Origin of the sequence: Aeromonas bestiarum, assembly GCF_028751155.1 — a bacterium.
GTDB lineage: Bacteria > Pseudomonadota > Gammaproteobacteria > Enterobacterales > Aeromonadaceae > Aeromonas > Aeromonas bestiarum.
Map to the genome: position 1 here is coordinate 4,654,300 of NZ_CP064746.1, position 16,095 is coordinate 4,670,394.

The 16,095-nt window shown below is 61.3% G+C and carries 15 protein-coding genes and 1 pseudogene; 9 read left to right on the top strand and 7 right to left on the bottom strand.

What is annotated here, in order from left to right; all coding sequences use genetic code 11:
- The first annotated feature begins 96 nt into the window (after nucleotides 1-96).
- The 3 genes from livG to IU367_RS21580 are packed head-to-tail and all read left to right on the top strand — an operon-like array spanning nucleotide 97 to nucleotide 2,428.
- A complete protein-coding gene (gene livG / locus IU367_RS21570; protein WP_065402307.1) occupies nucleotides 97-870 on the top strand; it encodes a high-affinity branched-chain amino acid ABC transporter ATP-binding protein LivG in 774 nt (257 codons plus the stop codon).
- 10 nt (nucleotides 871-880) lie between these two features.
- Complete coding sequence (locus IU367_RS21575) at nucleotides 881-1,582, top strand: ABC transporter ATP-binding protein (protein WP_274453066.1); 702 nt, start codon at nucleotides 881-883, stop codon at nucleotides 1,580-1,582.
- Between the two features lie 3 nt (nucleotides 1,583-1,585).
- Nucleotides 1,586-2,428 (top strand): AraC family transcriptional regulator, encoded by an 843-nt coding sequence (locus IU367_RS21580; protein WP_043557279.1) that lies wholly within the window; start codon nucleotides 1,586-1,588, stop codon nucleotides 2,426-2,428.
- Here IU367_RS21580 and IU367_RS21585 read toward each other — a convergent pair.
- Complete coding sequence (locus tag IU367_RS21585; protein ID WP_274453067.1) at nucleotides 2,407-3,000, bottom strand: LysE family translocator; 594 nt, start codon at nucleotides 2,998-3,000, stop codon at nucleotides 2,407-2,409. The genes IU367_RS21580 and IU367_RS21585 overlap by 22 nt on opposite strands.
- A gap of 170 nt (nucleotides 3,001-3,170) precedes the next feature.
- On the opposite strand from IU367_RS21585, the gene glpE reads away from it, so the two are divergent.
- The 3 genes and pseudogenes from glpE to IU367_RS21600 form a co-directional block, all read left to right on the top strand.
- The gene (gene glpE / locus IU367_RS21590; RefSeq protein WP_043557281.1) at nucleotides 3,171-3,494 is read left to right on the top strand and encodes a thiosulfate sulfurtransferase GlpE; all 324 of its coding nucleotides are present in this window, start codon (nucleotides 3,171-3,173) and stop codon (nucleotides 3,492-3,494) included.
- A gap of 29 nt (nucleotides 3,495-3,523) precedes the next feature.
- A complete protein-coding gene (gene glpG, locus IU367_RS21595; protein WP_103472987.1) occupies nucleotides 3,524-4,357 on the top strand; it encodes a rhomboid family intramembrane serine protease GlpG in 834 nt (277 codons plus the stop codon).
- A gap of 20 nt (nucleotides 4,358-4,377) precedes the next feature.
- Nucleotides 4,378-4,491 (top strand): annotated as a pseudogene (locus IU367_RS21600) (rhomboid family intramembrane serine protease GlpG); the annotation flags it as partial.
- Nucleotides 4,492-4,578: 87 nt separating this feature from the next.
- Here the strand turns inward: IU367_RS21600 and IU367_RS21605 are convergent.
- Nucleotides 4,579-7,002, bottom strand: coding sequence for a VolA/Pla-1 family phospholipase (locus tag IU367_RS21605; RefSeq protein ID WP_274453068.1), 2,424 nt, complete (start codon nucleotides 7,000-7,002; stop codon nucleotides 4,579-4,581).
- A gap of 300 nt (nucleotides 7,003-7,302) precedes the next feature.
- On the opposite strand from IU367_RS21605, the gene ubiK reads away from it, so the two are divergent.
- Nucleotides 7,303-7,560, top strand: a complete 258-nt coding sequence (ubiK, locus tag IU367_RS21610; protein ID WP_042867376.1) for a ubiquinone biosynthesis accessory factor UbiK — start codon at nucleotides 7,303-7,305, stop codon at nucleotides 7,558-7,560.
- Nucleotides 7,561-7,659: 99 nt separating this feature from the next.
- On the opposite strand, the gene fre is transcribed toward ubiK, so the two are convergent.
- The 5 genes from fre to trxA form a co-directional block, all read right to left on the bottom strand.
- Entirely contained in the window at nucleotides 7,660-8,358 is a 699-nt protein-coding gene (gene fre / locus IU367_RS21615) for an NAD(P)H-flavin reductase (protein WP_043135798.1), read from the bottom strand.
- A gap of 214 nt (nucleotides 8,359-8,572) precedes the next feature.
- A complete protein-coding gene (gene ubiD / locus IU367_RS21620) occupies nucleotides 8,573-10,042 on the bottom strand; it encodes a 4-hydroxy-3-polyprenylbenzoate decarboxylase (protein ID WP_274453069.1) in 1,470 nt (489 codons plus the stop codon).
- Nucleotides 10,043-10,072: 30 nt separating this feature from the next.
- The gene (locus IU367_RS21625; RefSeq protein WP_274453070.1) at nucleotides 10,073-11,077 is read right to left on the bottom strand and encodes a hypothetical protein; all 1,005 of its coding nucleotides are present in this window, start codon (nucleotides 11,075-11,077) and stop codon (nucleotides 10,073-10,075) included.
- A gap of 107 nt (nucleotides 11,078-11,184) precedes the next feature.
- The gene (gene rho, locus IU367_RS21630) at nucleotides 11,185-12,450 is read right to left on the bottom strand and encodes a transcription termination factor Rho (protein ID WP_042036072.1); all 1,266 of its coding nucleotides are present in this window, start codon (nucleotides 12,448-12,450) and stop codon (nucleotides 11,185-11,187) included.
- Between the two features lie 206 nt (nucleotides 12,451-12,656).
- Complete coding sequence (gene trxA / locus IU367_RS21635; RefSeq protein WP_005307306.1) at nucleotides 12,657-12,983, bottom strand: thioredoxin TrxA; 327 nt, start codon at nucleotides 12,981-12,983, stop codon at nucleotides 12,657-12,659.
- A gap of 113 nt (nucleotides 12,984-13,096) precedes the next feature.
- Here trxA and rhlB point away from each other — a divergent pair, with 113 nt between their 5' ends.
- Both rhlB and gppA read left to right on the top strand, forming a co-directional pair.
- Nucleotides 13,097-14,386 (top strand): ATP-dependent RNA helicase RhlB, encoded by a 1,290-nt coding sequence (rhlB, locus tag IU367_RS21640; RefSeq protein WP_042867371.1) that lies wholly within the window; start codon nucleotides 13,097-13,099, stop codon nucleotides 14,384-14,386.
- A 13-nt stretch (nucleotides 14,387-14,399) separates the two neighbouring features.
- Entirely contained in the window at nucleotides 14,400-15,890 is a 1,491-nt protein-coding gene (gppA, locus tag IU367_RS21645; protein WP_043135795.1) for a guanosine-5'-triphosphate,3'-diphosphate diphosphatase, read from the top strand.
- The last annotated feature ends 205 nt before the right edge of the window (nucleotides 15,891-16,095 follow it).

Genomic DNA, 16,095 nt, shown 5'->3' on the forward strand with positions numbered 1-16,095 from the left:
CAATCAGACGTTGTTAGAAGTCTCTGATTTGTCGATGCGCTATTTGGCCGGATTGCTGGCGGTGACTTGCTCCACCTTGAATCGGGGGCTGAAAAAATGAGTGCCAATCAGAAGTTAATGGAAGTCTCTGATCTGTCGATGCGCTTCGGCGGTTTGTTGGCGGTCAACGGCGTCAAACTGGACGTGGACAAGGGGGAGGTGATCTCCATCATAGGTCCCAACGGCGCGGGCAAGACGACCGTCTTCAACTGCCTGACCGGCTTCTACCGCCCGAGCGGCGGCATCATTCGCTACAAGGGTGAGGAAATCCAGGGTCTGCCCGGTCACCTCATCGCCCGCAAGGGGATAGTGCGCACCTTCCAGCACGTGCGGCTGTTCAAGGACATGACGGCGGTGGAGAACCTGCTGGTGGCCCAGCATCGCCACCTCAACACCAGTTTCATCGCCGGCCTGTTCAAGACCCCGGCCTTTCGCCGTGCCGAGCAGGAGGGGCTGGAACACGCCGCCTTCTGGCTGGAGAAGGTGGGCCTCAAGGATCTCTCCAATCGCGCCGCCGGCAACCTGGCCTATGGTCAGCAACGCCGGCTCGAGATCGCCCGCTGCATGGCGACCCGGCCCGATCTGCTGATGCTGGACGAGCCGGCCGCCGGCCTCAACCCGCACGAGACAGATGAGCTGAACGAACTGATCATCAGCCTGCGGGACGAGTTTGGTGTCTCCGTCCTGCTTATCGAACACGACATGAAGCTGGTGATGGGCATCTCCAACCGCATCTTCGTGGTCAATCAGGGCACCCCGCTGGCCCACGGCAAGCCGGATGAGATCCGCAACAATCCGGCCGTGATCAAGGCCTATCTGGGCGAGTCGTAAGGACAAAAAGATGTTAGAACTTCGCAACGTATCGACCCACTACGGCAAAATTCAGGCGCTGCACGACGTCAGCGTCGAAGTGAAAGAGGGGGAAATCGTCACCCTGATAGGTGCCAACGGCGCCGGCAAGACCACCTTGCTGATGACACTGTGCGGCGAACCCAAGCCCAGCAGCGGCAGCATCTGGTTCGAGGGGGAGCAGATAAGCGCCCTCACCACGGCCCGCATCATGCGCAAGGACATAGCCGTGGTGCCGGAGGGGCGCCGCATCTTCGCCCGCCTGACGGTGGAGGAGAACCTGCTGATGGGCGCCTTCTTCGTCGACAAGGAGGAGCAGCACGACCTGCTGGATCAGGTGTTCACCCTGTTCCCGCGCCTGCACGAGCGGTTGCAGCAGCGTGCCGGCACCATGTCCGGCGGCGAACAGCAGATGCTGGCCATAGGCCGCGCCCTGATGAGCAAGCCGCGCCTGCTGCTGCTGGATGAACCCTCGCTGGGGCTGGCCCCCATCGTCATCCAGCAGATCTTCGACACCATAGAGCAGCTGCGCCAGAAGGGGATGACCATCTTCCTGGTTGAGCAGAACGCCAACCAGGCGCTCAAGCTGGCCGATCGGGGCTATGTGCTGGAGAACGGCCACGTGGTGCTGCAAGACACGGGGGCCGCCCTGCTGGCCAACCCCGCAGTACGGCAGGCCTACCTGGGTGGTTAACCCATGAGCAGGGCCGGTGCAGAGCGGGATCGCCACCTGTTCTGGCGCGACCCGGCCCTGCCCTTCATAGAGGCGCGGGCGGTGCAGGATGGCCGCCGCGTCTGTTACGACAAGCACAGCCACGCCCACTTCTCCATCGGCGCCATCACCGGCGGCCACAGCCACTACCTCAACCAGCGCAGCAGACAGGAGGTCGGTTCTGGCTCCCTGGTGCTGATGAACCCGGAAGAGGTGCACGCCTGCAACCCCATCGCAGACCAGCCCTGGTCCTATCTGATGTTCTACCTCGATACCGACTGGCTGCGCAGCCAGCAGGAGGAAGCCGGACTGGGGGCCCATTTTCGCCCCTTCGACATGACGGCCAGCCGGGATCCCCTGCTGTATGCCCGCTTGCAACACCTCTATCGCACCCTGCAGGATGACCGCCAGGATCGCCTCGCCAAGGAGGTGGCCTGCCATCTGTTCAGCCACCAGCTGCTGGCCAGGCTCACCCCCGCCAGATGGGACGCGCGCCCGCCCCTGCATCTGAGGCGCGCCGCCGAGCTGATGCAGGACGAGTACGCCAGCCCCCTCACCTTGCAGCACCTGAGCACAGTCGCCGGTCTGACCCCGTCTCACTTCGTGCGCGCCTTCAGCCGCCATTACGGCATGACCCCTCACGCCTACCTGCTCAACCAGCGCATTCGCCATGCCCGTGCCCTGCTCGTTCAGGGGCGCCCCCTGGTCGAGGTGGCGCTGGCGACGGGCTTCGCCGATCAGGCCCACTTCCAGCGCCAGTTCAAGCGGCTGGTCGCCGCGACTCCGGGCCAATACCAGTGCCTCCCTCAGCGCTCCAGCACAAGATAGCCAACGCTGAGCAACAGCAGCATCGCCATACCGCGGTTGAACCAGCGCAGACGGCGAGGTGCGAGCAGGGCTTCCTGCAGACAGCTGCCGACATAAGCCCAGCAGGCGATGGAAGCAAGACAGATCACCAGATAGAGGCTGGTGAACCATATCGTCTGACCCACATTGCCCACGGCCCCATAGGCTCCCATGCCCATGCTGGCCGCCAGCCAGGCCTTGGGATTAAGCCACTGCATCAGGGCGCCGTATAAAAAGGCGGGTGGGGTGACGCCCTCACGCTTCAGTTCTCCCTTGTCCGTCATCAGCAACCAGGCCAGATAGCAGAGAAAGAGGATGCCTCCCCAGCGGATGCCGCTGAGCGCCACTGGCCAGTGCGACAAGGCGGCCCCCAGGCCCAGCCCCATCAGCAGCAATAGCAGGATGAAGCCCAGGGTGGCCCCCACCACATGGCGCAGGCTGGCGCGAAAACCATATTGCGCCCCCGCACCGAGGGCGACCAGATTGACCGGGCCGGGAGAGATGGACATGGCCAGGGCAAACCCGGCCATGGACAACAGCAGACTCATTTCCATGGATGACACTCGTTGAAGGTGTTGAATCCTTACCCTACCCATGAGCCTGGCGCCGATATTGAAGAAAATTGCGATCTCCTCCGGCGGGACGAGCCGACACATTGCGGGCTTAGCACGGACGCACGCTTGCGGTAAACTGACCCACAATCACCTATTCACAGGACATGTTAATGGACCAGTTTGCCCATATCAGTGCCCATGATGCCCACCAGAAGATCGCTGCCGGTGAAGCCCGCCTCGTGGATATTCGCGATCCGCAATCCTTCGAGGCCGCCCACGCGGTCGGCGCCTTCCACCTTACCAATGGTTCTCTGGTTCGCTTTATGGACGAGGTGGATTTCGATACCCCTGTGATAGTGATCTGCTATCACGGCAACAGCAGCCAGGGCGCGGCCCAGTACCTGCTGCAACAGGGCTATGACCAGGTCTACAGCCTGGATGGCGGCTTCGAGGCGTGGCGCAAAGAGTTCCCCGTCCAGGCAGGCGACGCATGACAGGGGCGGGCAGGCCCTCCTCAACCGGCATGATCCAGCTGCTGGTGCTCGACAACGCCCGCATGGCCCAGGCGCTGGTGGACTACCTCGCCACTCTCGGCATCTCGTGCGAGCTGACCCAGTCCGAGCTCGGCGTCTCGGTCTGGCTGGCGGACGAGCAGCGCCTCGCCCAAGCCCAGCTGGAGGTGAAACGCTTCCTGGCAGAGCCGGCCCACCCGCGCTACATGGAGGCCTCCTGGCAGTCGGGTCGGGCGGATGCCCGTATCGACTACAGCAAGGGGATGACGGATCCCGTCACCGACTTCCTCCATCAGGCGGGGCCGCTGACCCTGGTGGTGATCATCGCCTGTCTGGCCATCTATGCGCTCAATGCCATAGGCCTGCCGATCTTTGACGAGCTGGCGTTCCACCCGACCCTGGCCCAGTTCACCGACTGGCAGGCGTGGCGTTACTTCACCCCGGCCTTTATCCACTTCTCGGTGCTGCACCTGGTGTTCAACCTGCTGTGGTGGTGGTATCTGGGGGGGCAGATAGAGCAGCGCCTCGGCGGCGGCAAGCTGCTGATCCTGCTGCTGGTGGGCGCGGCCCTGCCCAACATCGCCGAGTTCTTCGCGAGCGGCCCGCTGTTTGGCGGCCTCTCCGGCGTTGTCTATGCCCTGCTCGGCTACTGCTGGCTGCGCGGCAAGCTGCAACCTGCCTGTGGCCTCACCCTGCCACCGGCGCTGATGGGCTTCATGCTGTTCTGGCTGGTGCTCGGTTTCTTCGACCTGCTCGGCACCAGCACGGCCAACATGGCCCACCTGGTGGGTCTGCTGGTCGGCCTGCTGCAAGGTTGGCTGGACAGAAACCACCAGCCAGCTTGACCCCTTGCCGTCATCGGGTTTTCTTCGACCCACTCGGCAGCCGCATCACAGTCAACATGACCCACCTGGTGGTGGTGGGTCTGCTGGTCGGCCTGCTGCAAGGTTGGCTGGATCGCCATCACAAACCAGCCTGAGTTTGTTACCGCAGCCTGCTGCCACTGTTTTTACGCCAGAAAACAAAACGCCGCCCCTTGGGGCGGCGTTTTTATTGGCCGACTGGCTTACTGCTTGAGCAGGCCACCATTGGTCACCTGGACCGCGGTACCGCCACTCATGAAGAAGCTGCCGAACTGGGACTGCATCTCTGTGGTGACGTCGCCACTCGGATCGAAGTTCTCGTCCGGTGCCAGCAGCGAGCTGTGACCACCGGCCACGAAGCGGGCCGCGTTGTGGCTGGCCGCGCCAGTGGCGGTCAGGGGTTGCAGCGCCAGCACCTTGAACAACGGCTCGGTACCACCCAGCGGGGCGGACGCTATGCTGTTCGGGATCACCTGATCCGACAGGCTCAGGGCACCGTCACCCACGATCTCGGTGGCAAACAGCGGGAAGTCCGCCTTGATGCCACGGCCGAGGTTGATCGGGTCAGCCGAATCCAGCACCGACTGGGCCGCAAAGCTGTAGCTCTGCAGCGTGCTGGCTGCGGTCGCCTGAGTGGCCACGTCCAGGCTCGGCAGGAACTCGTTGACGAAGCAGGTCGGTACCGCCGTCTGGCAATTGGGAGCATAGGCGGTGAAACCGGCCTTCAGCTCGGCACTGCCGCTGGTCAGCACGCCCATCTTGATGGTCGGGCCGAAGGTCGGCGAGTTCAGCAGCAGCGGCGCTATGCCGCCACCCGGCATGGCCAGGCCACCTGTGTCGAACTTGAACAGGGCATCCGCCTGCGCGTTGCCCAGGGTCTGGTTGGCGACCGCCAGCAGGTTGGTACCCGAAATGGCCCCCAGGGAGTGCCCCAGGAAGTGCACCTTGAGGTTGCCGGGCGTCCCGATGGCGCTCTTGGCGTTGGCCAGGCCAACCGCCAGACGCAGACCCAGCAGGTCCGCCACGCTCTGTTTCAGGTTGTCCCGCGCCACTGTCAGGTAGCTCAGGTTCAGATACGGCGTCGGGTTGTCGGGGGTGGTCACAGTATCCATGCTGCCACTCAGGGCGAAGCCGCGCTCACCGTGCAGCGGATGATCGATCACCACCAGCGCCACCTTCTTGCCCGCCTGCATGCCGGCATAGATCTGGCCCAGTGCCAGCGCGTAGGCGTTCTCTTTCACCGAGGTCACGCCGTGCTGATAGATGATGACATCCGTGATGGTGTTGAGGGCATCCTTGGCGAAGACGCGCATCGGTACGGATTGCACCTCTTCCAGCATCGGCAGAGGGTTGAAGCGGCCTATGTTCTGCTCGGCATCCAGCGGCTTGCCGCCGGAGGTGAGGGTCACCCCGATCAGCTTGCTCGCTTCGGCCAGCAGCTCGCTCTGGCGGGTCGGATCGGCAATCAGCGTCGCCAGCAGGGCCGGATCCACACCCGCCCCCACCAGCCCACCGATCACTTCGCTGTCAGACGCTTTCAGTGCATTGGCGATGGCGTACAGGCTGGGGATGGCACCGTGCCAGGACTGGGTCTTGGCCTTGCTCCAGGAACCGGCGGTCGCCGGCGAGGAGAGGAAATAAGGCAGCTTGACCGTTCCGCTGTAGACCTTAGTGACATTCGCCACAGGGGTTAAACCGGCGGCAGCAATCCCAGCTTTAATCGCCTCTTTTGAATCTAGAGGCAGTAACAGCTCTGATACGTTATCAAGCGCATCTAAGAAGAGAGGAGCATTGGCATCCCAACTAGCCATGTAGGTACCTGGCAGGCTGGTGTTGCCCAGGGCATCCTGCTTCCACAGGGCGGCAGCGTCCCGGGTCGGGCTCTTCAGCACGGAAGCGGCCGCGCCCTTCACCGCCACCAGCACATCGGCGCCGGATTGGGTGCCGAACCAGTCGGAGAAGATCACATGATCCGTGGCGATACCGGTCGCGGACTTGAACAACCCTTCCTGCAGCGCGATCAGACCGTTGATGGTCTGCTCCTGGGCATTGTTGCCGACGTTGTTCTTGTAGTTGCCGTAGTCACTGCCTGCCTTGAGGACATCGCCACGGCTGTCTTTCAGCGAATCTGTGGCCACTATCATGTAGTAGGAGGACGGGTTCAACGGCTTGAGCGGAACCAGGTTCAGCTTGCCGGCCGAGGCGGCGACCACGAAGTCCACGCCATAGGTCAGCACCTTCTTCACGCCATTCGGGCGCAGCGCAGTGCTGTCGAAGGTCAATTCCAGCAGGTAGAGCGGTGCCACCGAGGCGCCAAACTCGGCAGCCGTCGGTGCCTGCACAGTGATGCCGGACGAGGTGACGGGCACGATCTGGATAGCCTGGGTCGTGGACCAGCCATCCAGGGTCGACATGGCGGAGACGGGGTTGGAGAGATCCGCGGTCTCGGTGGAGAATTTCAGGGTACCATCGCTGGCCCGGGCCGCCAGGGCGCTGGGGCGCACAGCGTTGGAACCGGTCAACAGATAGTCGAGATAGCTTGAGGTGTCGCCTTTGTTATCGTCACTGCCACCACAGCCAGCCAACAAGGCACTGACAACTGCGGCATAAATTAGCTTCTTTTTCATATCCTTATCTCTTTTTAGTTGTTATCCATGATGTGCTGACGGGGGAGGGTGAAAACCCGACCGAACCATCTTAACAGCAACGCAACAATTGTTAAGCGTCTGGTCGGTCATCTGATCTGCTTTTTTTGTGTACAACATCAAGGAATTGGAATAGAAACGGGACTCGATAGGTTAACAGCTTCATTCCGGATACCAGACCCGACCAGCGACTCCCCTGCTCCTGATGGCAAAAAGCCACCCCGATCTCGGCAAAGCGGCTGAATTGTCGGTAGAATGTCGCCATTGCTTAAGGAGAACCACATGATCGACCCGAAGAAACTGGAAGAGATCGCCAAACAGGTGCACAACTCCCTGCCGCCCGGCATTCGCAGCATGGGTGAAGAGGTGGAGAAGAAGATCCGTCAGGTGCTGCAGTCCCAGCTCAACAAGCTGGATCTGGTCAGTCGCGAGGAGTTTGACGTGCAGACCAAGGTGCTGCTGCGCACCCGCGAGAAGCTGACCGCCCTCGAGGCCAAGCTGACGCAGCTGGAACAGCAGCTCGGCGCCAAAGGCGAATAACAAACGCTGACATCGCCGGCTCGCACGGCGCATAAAACAAACCCCAGCCTGGCTGGGGTTTGTTGTTTCTGGCTCGCCGAAGAGACCCCCGGCTAGCGCTCAGATAAACTCGTAGGCGTCGCCGAAGATGCGCTCAGGCTCGGCACCGAGGATCTTGAACTCCTCCCGCGCCGCGCCAGCCATCTCGAAACGGCCGGCCACATAGATATCGTAGTCATGCAGACTGACGAAGTCATCCATGATGGCCTTGTGCACCAGACCCGTCTTGCCGGTCCAGTCGCTTTCCGGCTCCTGCACCACGGGGATGAAGGTCAGCGGTGCATAGTCGCGCGCCCACTGCTGCATCTGCTCCTGTTCATAGAGCCAGTGCGCCTGGCGCACGCCCCAGTAGAAGAACACAGGGCGCTTGCTGCCGGTATCGATCAGGAACTCCAGGATGGAGCGGGCATAGGAGAAGCCGGTTCCCCCCGCCATCAGGATCAACGGACGGGGCGACTCTTCCCGCAGGAAGGCTTTGCCTGCCGCCAGTTCAATCTCTATCTCGCCCTGCTCGCGCATGCGGGCCAGCACCTGACCTGCATAAGCGTTCTCGGGGGTGGCACCGATCTGCAGCTCCAGCACACCGGGGCGGGTCGGTGAGTTGGCGATGGAGAAGGGGCGCTTGTCCGAATCGCTCATCACCACCAGCAGATACTGGCCCGGCTTGAAGCTGACCGCTTGCTGCGGCGTCAGGGCCACGTGCCAGATGGTGTCGACATATTCGCGCAGTTCCTCTACGCGGCACTTGATACGTTGCATTCTTATCCTTGTGACGGGCTCGCTCGGCCCGCTTTCGCTCATTGATTCACTGTGGACTGACGACCAGTGCAGCTGGTCAGGTTCCCCGAGCATACCCAATTCCGCCCGGAGATCATCAACCTTTTGCACCAGAACGGCGGTGGCACCGCGGATCCTCCGGCTGGCCGGGCATGTTCGACCCGGCCCGAGTGATATAAATCCCAGGCAGCCGGGCCTAGCCGAGAATAGCCAGCTCATCCCAGATGGCATCCACCTTCTGCTTCACCGCCTCGTCCTGGACGATGGGTTGCCCCCACTCGCGGTTGGTCTCCCCCGGCCACTTGTTGGTGGCATCCAGCCCCATCTTGGAGCCAAGGCCGGAGACGGGCGAGGCGAAGTCCAGATAGTCGATCGGGGTGTGTTCGATCAGGGTGGTATCCCGGGCCGGGTCCATCCGGGTGGTGATGGCCCAGATCACATCCTTCCAGTCGCGGGCGTTGATGTCGTCGTCGCAGACGATCACGAACTTGGTGTACATGAACTGGCGCAGGAAGGACCAGACCCCCAGCATCACCCGCTTGGCATGGCCTGGGTAACGCTTCTTGATGGTCACCACCGCCATCCGGTAGGAGCAGCCTTCCGGCGGCAGGTAGAAGTCCACAATTTCGGGGAACTGCTTCTGCAGCAGCGGCACGAACACCTCGTTCAATGCCACCCCCAGCACCGCCGGCTCATCGGGCGGCCGGCCCGTGTAGGTGCTGTGGTAGATGGCATCGCGACGCATGGTCATGTGGGTGATGGTGAACACAGGGAACTCGTCCACCTCGTTGTAGTAGCCGGTGTGATCCCCATAAGGCCCTTCGGGAGCCATCTCCCCCGGCTCCAGATAGCCTTCCAGCACGATTTCAGCGCTGGCGGGCACCTCAAGCTCACAGCTCAGCGCCTTCACCACCTCGGTGCGGCTGCCGCGCAGCAGACCGGCAAACGCATATTCGGAGAGGGAGTCAGGCACAGGCGTCACAGCGCCGAGTATGGTCGCAGGATCAGCACCCAGCGCCACCACCACGGGGAAGCGCTCGCCCGGATGGGCTTCCTGCCACTCGCGAAAATCGATGGCACCGCCGCGGTGATCCAGCCAGCGCATGATCAGCTTGTTCTTGCCGATCTTCTGCTGACGGTAGATGCCGAGGTTCTGCCGCTTCTTGTAGGGACCGCGGGTGATGGTGAGGCCCCAGGTGACCAGAGGCGCCACATCGCCGGGCCAGCAGTGCTGGATCGGGACCTGGTCCAGATCGACCGCCTCCCCTTCCAGCACCACCTGCTGGCAAGGGGCGGAGGAGAGCCGCTTGGTCGGCATGTTGAGCACCTGCTTGAAGATGGGCAGCTTCTCCATCAGCTCCTTGAGGCCGCGCGGCGGCTCGGGCTCCTTCAGATAGGAGAGCCAGACCCCGACCTGGCGCAGGGCACCGACGTTGGGCTGGCCCATGCCCATGGCGACCCGATCCGGGGTGCCGAACAGGTTGGTCAGCACCGGCATGCGGTAACCTTTGGGATTTTCGAACAGCAGGGCCGGGCCACCCGCACGCAGGGTGCGATCGCTGATCTCCGTCATTTCCAGATAGGGATCTATCTCGCGGGTGATGCGCTTGAGTTGTCCGTTTTGTTCCAGCTGCGCGATGAAATCACGCAAATCCTTGTATTTCATGCAGGTACCCTGTGTTCAGGCGATGCCGCATTATAACCCTGGCGGGGCGACGGGTGTACCCGTATCGGGCAGCATCACAGGACTTGCATGGCGCTTTTCCTGCCGGGTGAGCCGATCGGCGAGCTGAGCCAGCAGCCTGGGTTCATCCATCTGCAACAGCAGACTTGCCACCTGACCGCTGTACTGACGATTACCGAGCTCGGCCAATAGGAACTGCTGCGCCGTGTCGGGCAGGGGTGAGAGCTGGCTGAGTTGTTGCAGAGCGGGCAGTTTCAGGCGGCCGTTGCGGCTGGCGGCGATCAGCAGGTCGCTCGCCGCCTGACCCTGGTGAAAACGGGCCACGCTCCGAAGGGCGGCAACGCTGTCGTGATCCACCGGCTGGTGCCACAACTTCTGATAGAGGGCGCTGTCGCCGGTGCGCTCGAGCAGCTGTCGCAGCAGCTGGTTGTCGGGCAGGAAGATGCTCATGGCGGCCAGCTTGCGCGCCTCGCGCTGCAAGACAAAGAGCGGCTGCCGCTCGAGTACCGCCAGCAACGCCTGCTGCTGCTGGGCCAGGTCCGGGTTGCGGCTGTTGTAGATCCGTTTGAATTCAAAGCTGTTCTGTTCCAGCAACTGGCGGTAGTTGTCCTGCCAGGCCTGTTGCTGCCAGCGGCTCAGTACCAACCGCGCCGCGGCGGCAAAATCATAAGCGGGCTGCTGGATCAGAAAACCGTCCACCTCCTTCTCCACCAGCCAGCGGGGCGCCTTGACCGACTGGGCGCGCACCCAGGCCAGCAGTTCGGGGGAACTCGCTCTGGGGCTGGCATCCAGGGTGGCCAGCAACCGGCACAGCAGGTATTCCCGCTGGCCCACGGCCAGCGAGTCCAGCAGCGAATCCATGGCGGCAAACTGCCCCTGCTGCAGACGACTGCCCAGATAGTCGAGATGGCCTTGCAGCCCTTCATCGGCGACCAGCTCGGACTTGGCCACCGAGGGGGCAGCATGTACCGGCATGCCCATCAGCCAACCGAGCCATATCAGGAGTACCAGCTTCATGACGTCCCTGTCCTTGTGACATCGAGGTTTCATACTACTCAAGCGACCGGAAAATAGATAAACAAAAACCGCGACCTGAGCCGCGGTTTCGTCATTCTCCGACCGGATTACTTCTGTTGACGCCGCATGGAGTCAAAGAATTCGTCGTTGGTCTTGGTGGCAGCCAACTTGTCGATCAGGAACTCTATGCTGTCGATCTCCCCCATGGGGTGAATGATCTTGCGCAGGATCCACATCTTCTGCAGCTCGTCACCGGTAGTCAGCAACTCTTCCTTCCGGGTGCCGGAGCGGGTGATGTCGATGGCCGGGTAGACGCGCTTCTCGGCAATCTTGCGCGAGAGGTGCAGTTCCATGTTGCCGGTACCCTTGAACTCTTCGTAGATAACCTCGTCCATCTTGGAACCGGTATCAACCAGCGCGGTCGCTATGATGGTCAGGCTACCGCCTTCCTCAACATTACGCGCGGCGCCGAAGAAACGCTTGGGTCTGTGCAGGGCGTTGGCGTCCACACCACCGGTCAGTACCTTGCCGGATGAGGGTATGACGGTGTTGTAGGCACGGGCCAGACGGGTGATGGAGTCCAGCAAGATCACCACGTCCTTTTTGTGCTCGACCAGGCGCTTGGCCTTCTCGATCACCATCTCGGCGACCTGAACGTGACGGGATGCCGGCTCGTCGAAGGTGGAAGCTATTACTTCACCCTTCACCATGCGCTGCATCTCGGTCACTTCTTCCGGACGCTCGTCGATCAGCAGGACGATCAGTTCACAGTCCGGGTGGTTGTAGGCGATGCTCTGGGCGATGTTCTGCAGCAGCATTGTCTTACCGGCCTTGGGCGGTGCCACGATCAGGCCGCGCTGGCCCTTGCCGATGGGGGAAGCCAGGTCCAGCACACGGGCCGTGATATCTTCGGTCGAACCATTGCCCCGTTCCATGCGCAGACGCTCGTTGGCATGCAGGGGGGTCAGGTTTTCGAACAGGATCTTGTTGCGGGCGTTTTCCGGACGGTCGTAGTTGACCTCGTTGACCTTGAGCAGCGCGAAATAACGTTCGCCCTCTTTCGGTGGCCGGATCTTGCCGGAGATGGTATCGCCGGTACGCAAGTTGAAGCGGCGGATCTGGCTCGGGGAGACATAGATATCGTCCGGGCCTGCCAGATAGGAGCCGTCTGCACTGCGCAGGAAGCCAAAACCATCGGTCAGGATTTCCAGCACACCGTCGCCAAAGATATCCTCACCACCCTTGGCATGCGCCTTGAGGATCGCGAAAATAATATCTTTCTTGTGCGCCCGAGCCAGATTTTCTAACCCCATGGATTCGCCAAGCTTGACCAGCTCGGACACAGGAGTGTTCTTTAATTCAGTCAGATTCATAGTGGTGAAAGTCTGTAAGCAAGGATTGAAATGAGGAGACAGTCTGCTGGATTGATGCTGATCGGATTTGATTTGCCGGGCTGTTGTTAAGCAAAGAGTCAGGCAAAAAGGTTAGCAAACGAACGATAAACTAGCACCAATCGGGATGAGCGTCTAGGTGATAAAACACAAGGAGCGCATTATTGCAATGCGCTCCTTTTTGATTATTACAGGTTACCGTCCAGAAACTCTTTCAGCTGAGTCTTGGACAGGGCACCGACCTTGGTCGCTGCCACTTCGCCATTCTTGAACAGCAAGAGGGTCGGAATACCGCGAATGCCATACTTGGGCGGAGTGTCGGCGTTATGGTCGATGTTCAATTTCGCCACAGTCACACGACCGGCATACTCTTGGGCGACTTCGTTCAGGATCGGGGCAATCATCTTGCACGGACCACACCATTCGGCCCAGAAGTCGACCAGAACGGCGCCATCGGCTTTGATTACATCTGCCTCGAAGCTGGCATCGCTCAGCTGAACAATCTTGTCACTCATCTCCAACTCCAGTCAGTAATTAAGGCTTTATTGACGTATCAACAAAGGCAATAGTTGCCCTATTTGAAATGATCCTGTTTATTATTGCAAGCCTAACCTGATAACCTACCGCCATGAGCAAAACACACTTAACGACCGAAAAATTCGCCCAAATGGGCCTCGAACCCGAAGTTCTGGCTGGTCTGGAATCAAAGGGATTTCACTATTGCACGCCCATCCAGGCACTGTCTCTGCCACTGCTGGTAGAAGGCCATGACCTCGCCGGTCAGGCCCAGACAGGAACCGGCAAGACCATTGCCTTCCTGGCCGCGACATTCAACTATTTGCTGACCCACCCGCTGACCAATCCCCGTCTGGTTAACCAACCCAGAGCCATCATAATGGCACCCACCCGGGAACTGGCAGTACAGATCTACAACGATGCCGACAGCATAGCCGCCTCTACCGGCCTCAAGCTTGGCCTCGCCTACGGCGGCGAAGGTTACGACAAGCAGCTGGCCGTGCTGGAGCAGGGCGTCGACATCCTGATCGGCACCACGGGCCGCATCATCGACTACTTCAAGTCCAAGGTCATCGATCTGAGCAACATCCAGGTCGTGGTACTGGACGAAGCGGATCGCATGTTCGATCTCGGCTTCATCAAGGACATCCGTTTCCTGTTCCGCCGCATGCCGGCGCCGACCGAGCGGCTGAGCATGCTGTTCTCCGCCACCCTCTCCCTGCGGGTGCAGGAGCTGGCCTACGAGCACATGAACCACCCGGAACACGTGCAGGTGGAGCCTGAGCAGATGACGGGCGTGCGCATCAAGGAGGAGCTGTTCTACCCCTCCAACGAAGACAAGATGCTGCTGTTGCTCTCCCTGATGGAAGAAGAGTGGCCGGAAAAGGCCATCGTCTTCGCCAACACCAAGCATGTCTGTGAAGACGTACATGCGTGGCTGGAGAATGACGGCCACCGCGTCGGTCTGCTGACCGGTGACGTGCCGCAGAAGAAGCGGATGAAAATCCTAGAAGACTTCACCAAGGGGACGCTGGACATCCTGGTCGCCACCGACGTGGCCGCCCGTGGTCTGCACATCCCGGACGTGACCCACGTCTTCAACTACGACCTGCCCGACGACGCCGAGGACTATGTACACCGTATCGGTCGTACCGGTCGTGCCGGCAAGAGCGGTCACTCCATCAGCCTGGCCTGTGAAGACTATGCCTTCAACCTGCCGGCCATCGAGGAGTACATCCACCACCCGATCCCGGTCAGCAAGTATGATCGCGAGGCGCTGCTGGATGACGTGACCGCACCGAAACGGGTCGTTCGCAACCGTCAGCCGGTGAACCGCAACATGCGGGATCGCCAGGGCGGTGGCAACAGCAACAACCGTCGTCGTCCGCCGCGCAAGAGCTGAAGGACAGGCACAGTTGTACAACTCGCCGCTCTATGCCGCCATCGACCTCGGCTCCAACAGCTTTCATATGCTGGTGGTGCGCGAGGTCGCCGGTGCGCTGCGCACCGTCACCAAGGTCAAGCGCAAGGTTCGCCTCGCCGCCGGGCTCGATCCGGAATTTCGTCTCAGCCGTGCCGCCATGGAGCGGGGCTGGGACTGTCTGCGCCTGTTCTCCGAGCAGTTGCAGGACATTCCGGCCGACAACATCCGGGTGGTGGGCACAGCCACCTTGCGCCTTGCCACCAATGTCGACGAGTTCCTCAGCGAAGCGGAACGGGTGCTCAACCACAGCATAGAGATCATCTCGGGCGAGGAAGAGGCCAAGACCATCTACGAGGGGGTCTCCTGGACCTCTGCCGGGGAAGGCAACCGGCTGGTGATCGACATAGGCGGCGCCAGCACAGAGCTGGTGATCGGCGAGCACAGCGAAGCGAAACTGCTCAACAGCCTGCACATGGGCTGCGTCACCTGGCTCAACAACCACTTCGGTGATGGCGAGCTGAGTGAAGCCCGCTTCGGGCAGGCCATCGCGGCCGCCAAGGCAGTGCTGGAGAAGGTGGCGGAAGATTACCGCACCTTGGGCTGGCGCACCTGTGTCGGCGCTTCCGGCACGGTGCAGGCGCTGCAGGAGATCATGCTGGCGCAAGGGAAGAGCGAGCGGGTCACACTGCCGAAACTGCAGGAGCTGATGGGTCAGGCCATCGCCTGTGGCAGGCTGGACCGGCTGCAGCTGGAAGGGCTGGCGGCCGAACGGCTGACCGTGTTCCCCTCCGGCCTCGCCATCCTGATCGCCATCTTCGAGACTCTCGGCATCGAGAGCATGACCCTGGCGGGCGGCGCCTTGCGGGAAGGACTGATCTACGGTCTGCTCGGCAACAATCACGACTGTGATGCCCGGGATCGCACCGCCGACAGCCTGATCAGCCGTTATCAGCTGGACAAGGAGCATGCCGAGCGGGTGCGCGACACAGCCATCGAGGCCTTCACCCAGCTGCAGCCGAGCTGGCGCCTCTCGAAACGTTACGGTCGCCCCATCCTGCGTTATGCGGCTCTGCTGCACGAGATTGGCCTCTGCATCGAGTACAAGAAGGCGCCGCAACACGCCGCCTACATCATAGACAACATCGACATGCCGGGCTTCACCCCTGCGCAAAAGAAGCTGTTGTCGGCCCTGCTGTTCAACCAGCGGGACGAATTAAAGCTGGAAACCCTGGAGAAACAGGGCGCCGTCACCGGTCGTCAGGCGATCCGGCTGGCCCGCATTCTGCGCATCTCGCTGATCCTCTGCATGCGCCGCACCCAGGGTACTGTCCCCAGCTTCACCCTGCAGGCCGATGAAGAGGCGCTGACCCTGACCCTGCCCAAGGGCTGGCTGGATGAGCACTACCTGCGCGCCAGCGAATTGCGACTCGAAGTGGAACGCCAGCAGAAGCTGGGCTGGCCCACCCGCTTGCTGGAAGCCTGATTGGACCCGCGCCCAATCAGCTCCCCTTTTCACCCCGCCTCACCCGTTCCGACAATCCCTTTCGCAGCCAAACATGGTTTCATTCAAGACTTGCCTTTGATTTCATTGGCTTTTCAGCCCGATCACGCCCCTCCTGATCGTCTTGCATTCCACCCAGTTTCTCCATCTCGGCTAGAGTAGGATCGTCTCTCAAACAGGAATGGAC